Raw genomic sequence first — 11,256 nt, 5'->3', positions numbered from 1 at the left:
TGATGACCGGGCTGGCCTGACCGAGGTGCGGCGTGCTTGCCCGTGCCTCGCGCGAGGTGAACCGCGGCCCGGGTCCCGCCGGTTGCCCCCCGTGCTTCGCAGCTGCCCCTGGCGTGGGTGGGTGTCTTGGGGTCCTGGCCGTCGGTGGATGGCGAGGGTTTGCCTTCGGGTGTCCGCCATGATGACCGGGCTGGCCTGACCGAGGTGCGGCGTGCTTGCCCGTGCCTCGCGCGAGGTGAACCGCGGCCCGGGTCCCGCCGGTTGCCCCCCGTGCCTCGCAGCCGCCCCCGGTGCGGGTGGGTGTCTTGCGGCCGTGGCCACCCGTGGACGGCGAGGGCCCACCCTCAGGTGTCCGCCACGGTCCGCTCGGTCCGCTCGACCGCTTCGCGTGGACTGTCGCCGTCGGTCGCCCTCGCGCCCGGCCTCGGGGAGCGTCCGTGCGGCCTCCGTCCCGCGCCGGCAGGCGGCGTGCCGGACACGGGCCACAGCGAATCGTCGTCCGGTGGGTGTGTGTATGTGCGGGCCGTGGCGGTCGTCGTCCGAAGGGGGTGCGGGGGCGTGGTGTCGTGGTTGCCGTAGGGGTCCGCGGGCGGTGCCGGGCCGTTCGGTCGCGCCCGAAGGAGCATCCGCTTCGTCTCCGCGTACTCCCCGGGAGGTAGCCGTACTGCCGCTGGCCGTACGACGACCCGGACCCCTCCCCGGGGCGAGTCTCTGAAGCAGCACCCGACTCGCTTGCGTGAAGGAGATGACCCGAGATGCAGACCCTGGCGAACTGGGACGGCGGTCCCGGCCCGTGGATCCTGTTCTTCCCCCTGTTCTGGGCGGCCGTCGTGATCGGCGCCGCGACCGTGCTGCGCCGCACGGTGCGCCGCGGGCGCGGCACACCCTGGTGGCCCGCGGACGGCGGACGCCCGGCGGCCGACTCGCCGATCACGGTCCTCGGCCGGCGCTTCGCCACCGGCGAGATCGACGAGGACGAGTACTGGCGCCGGCTCTCCGTCCTGGACGAGCGGTTCGGCCGCGCGGGCAAGGACGGTGCCGCGTGACCGCCACGGCCACCGCTCGCACGGCCGCGCGGGTCGTCGACGGCGTCAAGGTGTACGGCCGTGGCGACACCGCCGTACGGGCCCTGGACGGCGTGGACGTCGACTTCCCGGCCGGCCGCTTCACCGCGATCATGGGACCCTCGGGCTCCGGTAAATCCACCCTGATGCACTGCGCCGCCGGACTCGACACGCTCACATCGGGCGCCGCCTTCATCGGCGGCACCGAACTCGGCGCCCTCGACGACCGCCGCCTCACCCTGCTCCGCCGCGACCGGGTCGGCTTCGTCTTCCAGGCCTTCAACCTGGTGCCGACGCTGACCGTCGCGGAGAACATCACCCTGCCGCTGGACCTGGCGGGCGCCGCGGGCGACCCGGAGTGGATCGACGCGCTCGTCGACATCGTCGGGCTGCGCGACCGGCTGCACCACCGCCCCGCCGAACTCTCCGGCGGCCAGCAGCAACGTGTCGCCGTCGCCCGGGCGTTCGCCGGCCGCCCCGACGTCGTCTTCGCCGACGAGCCGACCGGCAACCTCGACTCCCGCTCCGGCGCGGACGTTCTCGGGCTCCTCGGCCGCGCGGTACGGCAGACGGACCGCACGGTCGTCATGGTCACCCATGACCCGGTCGCCGCGGCCCACGCCGACGAGGTCGTCTTCCTCGCGGACGGACGCCTCGTCGACCGCCTTGCGTCGCCGACCGCCGACACGGTCCTGGACCGCATGAAAGCCTTCGAGGTGCGGTCGTGAACACCTCCGTACGCCTGAGCCTCGCCTCGCTGCGCGCCCACCGGCGCCGCTTCGCGGGCACGTTCCTCGCGGTGTTCCTCGGCGTCGCCTTCCTCGCCGGCACCCTGGTCATGGGCGACACGCTGCGCGCCAGTTTCGGCTCGATGTTCGGCGACGCGACCGCGGGCACGGACGCCGTCGTGCGGGGCGCCGACGCCATCACCACGCCCGGCGAGGCACAGGGTGTGCGCCGCCCCGTCGACACGTCCCTGGTCAAGACCCTGGAACGGGTCCCCGGCGTCGCGGCGGCCGCGCCCAGCATCCAGGGCGCGGGCCAACTGCTCGGCGCCGACGGCCGACCGGTCGGCGGCCAGGGCCCGCCCACCCTCGCCGGCAACTGGATCACCGACCCGCGGCTCAACCCCTACCGGCTCGCCGAGGGCCGGCTCCCGGCGAGGCCGGGCGAGGTGGTCGTCAACCGGGGCGCCGCCGCGAAGGGCGGCCTGAAGATCGGTGACACCACGACGCTGCGCACCCCCGGCCCGGTCCGGGTGACGATCGTCGGACTCGCCACCTTCGGCGGCGCGGACGGCATGGCGCAGGTGACGTTCACCGGCATGACACAGGCGGACGCCGAGAAGTACCTCACCGCACGGCCGGGCGAGGCGGCGAGCATCCAGGTGCGGGCCGGGCCCGGGGTGAGCCCGCGAGAACTCGTCGACCGGCTGACTCCCGTCCTGCCCAAGGGCGTCGAGGCCATCACCGGCCAGGAGTCGGCACAGGAGAACACCGACATGGTCTCCGGTCAGTTCCTGAGCGTGTTCACCACCTTCCTGCTGGTGTTCTCCGGTGTCGCCCTGCTCGTGGCGACCTTCTCCATCCACAACACCTTCGCCATCGTCGTCGCCCAACGCACCCGTGAGAACGCCCTGTTGCGTGCCCTGGGCGCCGCCCGCGGCCAGGTCACGGCGGTGACCCTGGTGGAAGCGTGCGCCGTCGCCGTGTCGGCGTCCCTGGCCGGACTCGCCGGTGGCATCGGGATCGCCGCCGGTTTGCAGGCCCTGTTCCCGGCCATCGGATTCCCCTTCCCCGAAGGCGACTTGGTCGTCAGGACTGCGTCGCTGGCGCTGCCGCTCGCGGTCGGAGTGGTGGTCTGTCTCGGCTCCGCACTGCTGCCCGCCGTACGGGCCGGGCGCACCGCTCCGCTGGCCGCGCTGTGCGAGAGTGCCGTCGACGACTCGGGGGCCTCCCGCTCGCGCGCGGTCGCCGGCACTCTCCTCGCCGTGTCGGCGCTGGCGACGACGCTCGTCGGTGTCCTCATCGCCCCGTCGCCATGGGCGGCCGGACTCGGCGCGACGGCGGCACTGGTGGCGTTCGTGGTGCTCGGCCCGGTCGCCTCCACCACCGCCGTACGCGTCCTCGGCGGGCCCCTTCACCGGCTGCGCGGCGTCACCGGCTCCCTTGCCCGACGCAATGCGCTGCGCAGTCCGCGGCGGACGGCGGCCACGGCGAGCGCGCTGATGATCGGCGTGGCCGTGGTCTCGCTGTTCACCGTGTTCGGTGCCTCTCTGAAGGCCACCATGGACCGGACCGTGGCCCGGTCCTTCGCGGGTGACGTCGCCGTCAGCACCCCGTCGTTCGGGGCGGGCGGCAGCGGACTGAGCCCGGAGCTGGCCCCGGCGCTGCGACGGTTGCCCGAGGTCGGCACCGCAGTGGGGCTCGGCCGCGGCGTGGCCGAGGTGAACGGCAGCGGACGGGCGCTGACCGTCACCGACCCGGCCGCGCTCGCCCGTGCCTTCGACCTCGGCACGGTCAGCGGATCGCTGCGCGGCCTCGGCGCCGAGGGCATCGCGGTCACCCGGAAGGAGGCCGCCCGGCAGGGTCTGGCCCTGGGCGGCACCGCCCGGCTCGTCTTCGCCGACGGCACACGGGCGGACTTCACCGTGCGCGCACTCTATGACCGTTCCGAACTCGCCGGCGACTATGTGATCACCCGGGCGGCGTGGGCGCCGCACCGCACCCAGGACTCCGACCGTCTGGTCGCGGTGTCCTTCAAGGACGGCGTCGGCGCGGACGCGGGGAAGGCCGCGGTGGTGAAGGCCGCCGCGCGGTACGGCGATCCCCAGGTACAGACCCGCGAGGAGTACGCGCGGTCGTCGGCCGGCGGCATCGACATGATGCTGACGCTCGTCTACGCGCTGCTCGCCCTCGCGGTGTTCATCGCCCTGCTCGGCATCGCCAACACCCTGACGCTCGCCGTCCACGAACGCACCCGCGAGCTGGGCCTGCTCAGGGCCGTCGGCCAGACCCGGCCGCAGCTGCGGGCCATGGTCCGCTGGGAGTCGGTCCTGGTCGCCGCCTTCGGTACGGCGGGCGGGCTGGGCCTCGGCGCGTTCCTCGGCTGGGTGCTGGTGCGGGCGGCGGACGGCGCGAGCGACAGTGCCTTCGCCTTCGCGCTCGCGCCGGGGCGGCTCACGGTGGTCGCGCTGGTGGGCCTGGCCGCCGGAGGGCTCGCGGGACTGCGTCCGGCCCGGCGGGCGGCCCGCCTGGACGTGCTGCGGGCCATCGCCGCCGAGTGACGGACGAGGGGGAGGTCACCGCCCGGTCAGCCGGCAACGGCCGACCGGGCGGGAGCACGTGGCGCGGCGGGCGCGCAGCCGACGGGTTCGACCTCCGGGAGGCGGGGGGCGGGCCGTTCCCGGGCCGTACCGCGCGGAGCCCCCGCCGGCTGCGGCTTCGCCTCCACGCGCGCCGGGAGGGTGAACCACACGACCTTCCCCTCCTCGCCGTCCGGTCGCGCGCCCCAGCTCTCGCTGAGCGCGGCCACCATGGCGAGCCCGCGCCCGCACGTGTCCAGCGGCGCGACATCCTTGAGGTCGGCCGCCACGGGCAGCCGCGGATCGTGGTCGCGCACCGAGACCGTGAGCCGGTCGGGCAGCAGCACGATCTCCACGGTGCACGACTTGTCGGGCCGGGCGTGCTGGTGGACGTTGGTCAGCAACTCCGTGACACCGAGCGCCGCCCGGTCGATCAACGGGTCCAGATGCCAGTAGCGCAACTGCGCAGATACGATTCTGCGGATCTGGCCGATCCGCGACGGCAGGGCTTGCAGCTCCACCGTGCAGTGCCTGCTTGGGTGACTGATCACGGCTGCGACTCCCCGACATGAGGTCCGGAAGAACACGGAGTACGGATCCAGCGAGGCGCCCCGAGTCCACGGTCGCCTGCTGTCATGTCCGGCGGGCTGGTTCACAGCGTTATCGCCGGTAAACCCAGAGTGACGTGAGACCAGAGTGACCCAGGACACAGGAGTGCGCAACTCGCTGCGACTCAGTCCCCGCGTCCCGCTGCCCGGCGCACCGCCTCGATGAACCGGCGCGCCGCGGGCGGGCCGGCGCGGCCGGGCGCGGGGTCCTGATCGCCCAGCGTCAGCAGATACCGGTGGCCGTTGAGGTCGGCCAGCGCCCGGTCGTCCGGGGCGAACCAGGGCTTGGAGGCGCGCACCGCCTGGACCGGCGCGCTGTCGATCTCGCTGCCGTAGCTGGTGAGCAGTTCCACCCTGCCGTCGCTGATCCGTACCTGCCCGGCCCGGGTGAGCGACCGCAGCCGCTTGTCTATCCGGACGCCCGTGGCCGTGAACTCCGGCTCCGCCATCCTTCCCCGCCCCCTCGCGTCTCTCGCCCCTGCCGGACCTGCACCCCGCCCCCGGCGGGACCGCTCGCGTCCGGCTCGTTCCGTGATCCATTGTGCGCCTTCGCGCGGGGTGCGGCCCCCGCACCCGGAGCAGTCTGCCCGCACCCGGGGCCGAGCACCAGTGCGCGAGGCCCGCACAGGGGTCGCACGCGGAGCACGGGGGCGCAATGCGCCCCGGCGCGCCCGGCGCACCTGCCCACGTTCTCTTTGGTTCGTGATGGCGTCGTGCACTGTCGCATCCACCAGGGAGGCCACCCGCACCCTGCGGAAGACCCGAACCGTCTCCCTCGCAATGCCCGGCGTCCGGACACCCGAGCCGAACCTGCGGCTGGACCGCGACGCATGACCGCGTCACCGGACCACCTGGCCAAGGCACGGGCCGCGGACTCCGAACGCCGTCGGGTCCGAGTCTTCAAGGCCCTCGACCAGCTCGCCGCCGGCGGTGAGGAGGTCACCGTCTCCGCGGTCGCCCGCGCGGCCGACGTCCACCGCAGCCTGATGCACCGCCACGGCGACCTGCACGCGGCCGTCCTGGCCCGCGCAGCCGAACCGCCGCCCGGCGCTGCCGCCGGGTCCCGGGTCGGCCGCCAGTCGCTGCCGGCCGACGTCGCGAACCTCACGGCCCGTAACAGCTGTCTCTCGGCACACATCACCCGGCTCGAACGACGCCTGTCCAAAGCACTCGGACAGACCGTCCGGGAAGCCTCCGGGCTCGGTGCCCCCGCCGACGTCGAAACACTCACCCGCCGGATCGGCGAGCTGGAGCAGCGGATCCTCGACCTCCGCTCCGAACTCGCCGAGCGCGACGAGGACTCGCCGCTGCCCGCGCCACGAACCGGGACTTGATGGCTCAACCGAACCGCTGACGGGGTGGTTCCGGAACACGCCAGAGACCTGCCTTCTGCCAGCGGCAGAACGCCGGCCCGACCAGGCTCGACGATCACTACAGTCCAGGTTCATGACGACGGTTACCACGCGCACGATCGAATACGCGGCCGACGGCCTGACGATGATCGGGCACCTCGCGCTCCCGGCCGGTGTCGATCGCCGGCCCGCGGTCCTGGTCGGGCCCGAGGGGGTGGGACTCAGCGACGTCGAGCGCCGCCGGGCCGATGCGCTCGCCGAGCTGGGATACGTGGCGCTGGCCTTCGACCTCCACGGCGGACGCTATGTGGGCGACCCTGAGGAGATGCTGGCCCGTTGCATGCCGCTGCTCGCCGACCCCGACCGGCTGCGAGGCATCGGCCACGCGGCGCTCGATGTGCTCCGCGCCGAGCCGCGGACCGACCCCGACCGGATCGCCGCCGTCGGCTACGGCACCGGAGGCGCAATCGCGCTGGAACTCGGGCGCGACGGCGTCAACCTGCGCGCGATCGGGACGGTCAACGCACTGACCACGGGCCGGCCAGGCGAGACAGCGCGCATTCACTGCCCGGTGTGGGCCGGGGTCGGGTCGCAAGACCCGATCATGCCGCCCGCTCAACGGAACGCATTCACCGCCGAGATGCAGGCTGCGGGCGTCGACTGGCGCCTTGTGGTCTACGGCGGCGCCTTGCACGCCTTCCATCACCCACCGGTCGACCACACCGTGCTCCCCGGCGTCGGCTACCACCCGCAGCACGCGCAGCGAGCTTGGCGTGACGTCGTCGACCTGCTCGCCGAGTGCCTGCCCATGACGGAGTGATCTGGTCGGCAACCGCGATTCCGGACCGCAAACCAAGCCGGCCGACCGTCACCGCTTGCCAAGCCCGGCCCCCCCACCACGGATGCTCCGGTCACCACAGCAGGCTTCTGGCGCGTTCCGGTCCTACCCCTCTGACCAAAGTCATCGCCGTCATCCCCAACACGCCAGAGCAGCGGCATTGATCGCAAGTGCGAGCGGGGACCGCGTGATCACCAGGAACGGCAGCCCATACGTGATGCCATGCACGATCGCGGGCCACGACCGTTTGACCTTCTCCGTCGCCATCCAGTCCGACTGGATGAGACAGTCGCCGGCCAGAGGCGCCGGCAGGTTCTCGAAGAACACCATCAGGCGGCCACCGCCTCGGTCCACGACACCTGTCGCTCACCCAACGACCACGGACACACGCCCCTGAGCTGCACGGTCATCGGGCCTCCCGGGATCGAACTTTGGGCAACCCCGAGAGAAGCCACGTGCTGCCTTTGAGCTGCCCAAAGGGCTGTTTATGCAGGTGGGAAGCGGTGCGACAGCTGCCTATGATCGAGGTGCCGGCCGCCGTGGGCGTCGCGGCACGCAGCGTAAGGAGGCCCGTCGTGAGCACCACCCCACAGACCCGGACCGGCGAGACCCTGGACGCCGACCGCGGCGACGCCGCCTACCGCGCCTGGCTGAAGGAGGCCGTCCGCAAGGTCCAGGCCGACGCCAACCGCTCCGCCGACACCCATCTGCTGCGCTTCCCGCTGCCCGAGAGATGGGGCATCGACCTCTATCTGAAGGACGAGTCGACCCACCCCACCGGCAGTCTCAAGCACCGGCTGGCGCGCTCGCTGTTCCTCTACGGCCTGTGCAACGGCTGGATCCGGCCCGGCCGGCCGGTGATCGAGGCGTCCAGCGGTTCGACGGCCGTGTCCGAGGCGTACTTCGCCAAGCTGATCGGCGTGCCCTTCGTCGCGGTCATGCCCCGCACGACCAGCGCCGAGAAATGCCGCCTCATCGAGTTCCACGGCGGGCGGTGCCACTTCGTCGACGACTCGCGGAAGATGTACGAGGAGTCGGCCCGCCTCGCGGTGGAAACCGGCGGTCACTACATGGACCAGTTCACCTACGCCGAGCGGGCCACGGACTGGCGCGGCAACAACAACATCGCCGAATCGATCTTCCGCCAGCTGGAGCTGGAGCGGTTCCCGGAGCCGGCGTGGATCGTCGCCACCGCGGGCACGGGCGGCACCTCGGCGACGATCGCCCGCTATGTGCACTACATGCAGTACGACACCCGCGTCTGCGTCGCCGACCCGGAGAACTCGTGCTTCTTCGAAGGCTGGACCACCGGCGATCCGGACGTCACCTGTGACTGCGGCTCGCGCATCGAAGGCATAGGCCGGCCCCGTATGGAGCCGAGCTTCGTGCCCGGCGCCATCGACCGCATGATGAAGGTCCCGGACGCGGCCAGCATCGCCGCCGTACGGGCCCTGGACCGGGTCATCGGCCGCAAGGCGGGCGGCTCGACGGGCACCGGCCTGTGGAGCGCGCTCAAGATCGTCTCCGAGATGGTCGCCGAGGGGAACACCGGAAGCGTGGTCACCCTGCTCTGCGACCCGGGGGACCGCTACCTCGACAAGTACTACTCGGACGCCTGGCTGCGGCAGCAGGGCCTGGACATCGGGCCGTACACCTCCGCGATCGACACCCTGCTGGCGACGGGGGCATGGCCGCGCTGACCGGCGGCCCCGAGGACGGCCGCTGCCGGATCTGAGCACCGGTACTCAGCACACCGTGCCCCTGCCGGGCGACACTCGCCGGAAGCACGGACACCCGGCGCGGACAGCGGAGCACGGCCGTGGCCGAGGCGACGGTCTCGGCCCTGATCCGGTGGTCCTGGGCCTCGTCCCACGGGCCCTGGGGCCCGCGGCACAGGATGCGACCGCCGGCACGCACGCCTGTGCGGGGCTCAGGCCCGGCCGGATGAGATCGGCGAGCTCCCGGTCGACCACGCCGTGCAGTTCACCTCCGTGCAGTTCACGGCCATGCAGCGGCGCGAACATCATCACCCGCATCCCCACGCCGACGGCGGCCGGAAGCGGGCCCTGGCCGTGAAGAGCCCGCGCGATCGGCGTCGTCGTCACCAGGCTGACCGGCAACTGCACTACGGCGCGCCACCGGGCCCCTGCCTGCGGAAGGCCGCATGCGTACCGCTGGACGCTGTGGCCGCCGGTGTCATCGCCGCGGGGCGCGGAGCACGTGCGGTCGCCGTCAGCCAGATCGTGACTGTCGTCGTCCGCGGGGCCGCTCTCGCCGCGAACGACGTCGGCGAACGGGTCCACGAGTCCTCCTGCCGGGACGCGTGCCGCGCCGGTCCGGTCTGTGACGCGCCGTCGCCCGTCCGATGAGCCGACACGGAACGCGGACGCCGGGCCCACCGCCAACCGGGCCTTTCCCTCACGGAGTTCGGCCTCGGAGGTGTTCCTACGCGGGGGCGGGATCCGGTGGTCCTCGGTCGGTCAGGCGGTGGTCAAGCGCGGTGACCGCGTCGCGGAACGCGCGGCCGACACCGGGGCGGGCCAGCCGGGCGGCGGTGCGGAAGAGTCCCGTCCCGTCGAGGGCGAACGTCATCCGGACGAGGGTGCCGGTGCCCGCCGGGGCGAGCCGCCACTCCTCGATCCAGGCGCGGGCGCCCGGCGTGTTCGTCACGTCGACGCGGTACGCGTACACCTGCGGAGCCCGCGCCGCCATCACCGACTCCTGGAACCGGGTGCCGCCCCGCAGCCGGATCTCCCGCCCGCCCCCGGTCGCCCGGGCGGCCGTCACCGCCGAGAACCACTGCGGCCAGCCGGACACATCCTCGGCGAGCGCCCGGAAGACGACGTCCGGCGCGGCGGCCATCTCGCGCGTGAACACCAGACGTACGGGGGCCGTTGCGACGAAGTCGATCCCCACCGGGCGCAGAGGGTGAGCCATGGCCGCGAATCTCCTCGCGAAATCCCCTGGGTGCACAGGCAAGTTGGCGGTACTGACCCGCCCAGCCTAGCTGACGGTACGTCAGTTGTCTGCGACGTCTTCGACCGAGGCCCCCGCCACCACCAGCCGGCGCAGATGCTCGGAGACCTCCGCGCGCGCCGCCGCAGGCAGCCCCGCGTCGGTGACCAGCGTGTCGACCTGCTCCAGGGCCGCGAACGAACTCAGGCCCACCGTCCCCCACTTGGTGTGGTCCGCGACCACCACCACCCGCCGCGCCGACCGCACCAGCCGCCGGTTGGTCTCGGCCTCCGCGAGGTTCGGCGTCGACAGCCCGGCCTCGACCGATATCCCGTGCACCCCGAGGAACAGCAGGTCGAAGTGGAGCGTGGCGATCGCCTGGTCGGCCACTGGCCCCACCAGGGAATCGGACGGGGTACGCACCCCACCGGTCAGCACGACCGTCGCCGCACCCACCCGCTGCCCCGAGGTGCGCTGCGCGGCATGGAAGACATCCGCGACCCGCACCGAGTTGGTCACCACCGTCAGATCCGGCACTTCGAGGAGCTGGTGCGCCAGCGCATAGGTCGTCGTGCCGCCCGACAGGGCGATCGCGGTGCCCGGCCCGACCAGCTCGGCGGCGGCCCGCGCGATGTCCTCCTTGGCGCTCAGCTCCAGCCCCGACTTGGCTTCGAACCCCGGCTCGTGCGTGCTCGCCTCGATGACCGGCACCGCACCGCCGTGCACCTTCTCCAGGACCCCCTGGCGGGCCAGCGCGTCCAGGTCGCGGCGCACGGTCATGTCGGACACACCGAGCCTGCGTGTCAGCTCCTGGACCCGGACACCGCCGCGGCGCCGGACCTCGTCCAGGATCAGGGCGCGGCGCTGCTCCGCGAGGAGGTTCTGATTCTCGCTCACGTACGCTCCGGTCCTTTCGCCTCAGCCGTCCGACACGCCCGTCGCACCCGCCCCGACCAGCATGTTCCCGCACGCCTGCGATGCGCGGACGCCCCATCCTGCCACGGGTCCCTCCCCGATGCGCCACCACCCGCACCGACGCCTACCCACCCTTTTGACACCGTCCGTTCCACCGGCGGGCACCCGGATCGGGGAGATTCGGTGACGAGAGGTGTACGCGGCACCCGCAGCGGAGAGA

Annotated in this window: 12 protein-coding genes; 7 read left to right on the top strand and 5 right to left on the bottom strand. The window is 72.9% G+C overall.

From position 1 onward, the window contains the following. Positions 1-755: 755 nt before the first annotated feature. Genes ABT245_RS41435 through ABT245_RS41425 form a run of 3 tightly spaced genes read left to right on the top strand, consistent with a single transcriptional unit; the run spans position 756 to position 4,350 of the window. The gene (locus ABT245_RS41435) at positions 756-1,046 is read left to right on the top strand and encodes an SHOCT domain-containing protein (protein ID WP_351744966.1); all 291 of its coding nucleotides are present in this window, start codon (positions 756-758) and stop codon (positions 1,044-1,046) included. Continuing rightward, on the top strand, positions 1,043-1,792 hold the full coding sequence (locus ABT245_RS41430) for an ABC transporter ATP-binding protein (RefSeq protein ID WP_351744964.1): 750 nt from the start codon (positions 1,043-1,045) through the stop codon (positions 1,790-1,792). The genes ABT245_RS41435 and ABT245_RS41430 overlap by 4 nt, the downstream gene beginning before the upstream one ends. Beyond that, complete coding sequence (locus tag ABT245_RS41425) at positions 1,789-4,350, top strand: ABC transporter permease (RefSeq protein WP_351744961.1); 2,562 nt, start codon at positions 1,789-1,791, stop codon at positions 4,348-4,350. The genes ABT245_RS41430 and ABT245_RS41425 overlap by 4 nt, the downstream gene beginning before the upstream one ends. A 26-nt stretch (positions 4,351-4,376) precedes the next feature. Here the strand turns inward: ABT245_RS41425 and ABT245_RS41420 are convergent, their stop codons facing one another. Both ABT245_RS41420 and ABT245_RS41415 read right to left on the bottom strand, forming a co-directional pair. Next, positions 4,377-4,919, bottom strand: coding sequence for an ATP-binding protein (locus ABT245_RS41420; protein WP_351744959.1), 543 nt, complete (start codon positions 4,917-4,919; stop codon positions 4,377-4,379). 182 nt (positions 4,920-5,101) lie between these two features. Beyond that, a complete protein-coding gene (locus ABT245_RS41415) occupies positions 5,102-5,425 on the bottom strand; it encodes a hypothetical protein (RefSeq protein WP_351744957.1) in 324 nt (107 codons plus the stop codon). A 381-nt stretch (positions 5,426-5,806) separates the two neighbouring features. Between ABT245_RS41415 and ABT245_RS41410 the strand changes: the two genes are divergently transcribed. Next, positions 5,807-6,310, top strand: coding sequence for a hypothetical protein (locus ABT245_RS41410; protein ID WP_351744955.1), 504 nt, complete (start codon positions 5,807-5,809; stop codon positions 6,308-6,310). 112 nt (positions 6,311-6,422) lie between these two features. Beyond that, positions 6,423-7,148: a dienelactone hydrolase family protein gene (locus tag ABT245_RS41405; protein ID WP_351744953.1), complete on the top strand. Its 726-nt coding sequence runs from the start codon at positions 6,423-6,425 to the stop codon at positions 7,146-7,148. Between the two features lie 150 nt (positions 7,149-7,298). Here ABT245_RS41405 and ABT245_RS41400 read toward each other — a convergent pair whose 3' ends face one another. Next, positions 7,299-7,496: a hypothetical protein gene (locus ABT245_RS41400; RefSeq protein WP_351744950.1), complete on the bottom strand. Its 198-nt coding sequence runs from the start codon at positions 7,494-7,496 to the stop codon at positions 7,299-7,301. Between the two features lie 245 nt (positions 7,497-7,741). Here ABT245_RS41400 and cds1 point away from each other — a divergent pair, with 245 nt between their 5' ends. Together cds1 and ABT245_RS41390 are read left to right on the top strand one after the other, a co-directional pair. Further along, positions 7,742-8,866 carry an L-cysteine desulfhydrase Cds1 gene (gene cds1, locus ABT245_RS41395; RefSeq protein WP_351744948.1) on the top strand — a complete coding sequence of 375 codons (1,125 nt, stop codon included), beginning with the start codon at positions 7,742-7,744 and terminating at the stop codon, positions 8,864-8,866. Between the two features lie 276 nt (positions 8,867-9,142). After that, positions 9,143-9,535 (top strand): hypothetical protein, encoded by a 393-nt coding sequence (locus tag ABT245_RS41390; RefSeq protein WP_351744946.1) that lies wholly within the window; start codon positions 9,143-9,145, stop codon positions 9,533-9,535. Between the two features lie 76 nt (positions 9,536-9,611). On the opposite strand, the gene ABT245_RS41385 is transcribed toward ABT245_RS41390, so the two are convergent. Both ABT245_RS41385 and ABT245_RS41380 read right to left on the bottom strand, forming a co-directional pair. After that, positions 9,612-10,103 carry an SRPBCC family protein gene (locus ABT245_RS41385; protein ID WP_351744943.1) on the bottom strand — a complete coding sequence of 164 codons (492 nt, stop codon included), beginning with the start codon at positions 10,101-10,103 and terminating at the stop codon, positions 9,612-9,614. Positions 10,104-10,184: 81 nt separating this feature from the next. Further along, a complete protein-coding gene (locus tag ABT245_RS41380; protein WP_351744941.1) occupies positions 10,185-11,018 on the bottom strand; it encodes a DeoR/GlpR family DNA-binding transcription regulator in 834 nt (277 codons plus the stop codon). Between the last annotated feature and the right edge of the window lie 238 nt (positions 11,019-11,256).

It is taken from the genome of Streptomyces sp. NPDC001508 (assembly GCF_040298665.1).
Classification (GTDB): Bacteria; Actinomycetota; Actinomycetes; order Streptomycetales; family Streptomycetaceae; genus Streptomyces.
This window is presented reverse-complemented; position numbering and strand designations above follow the sequence as displayed.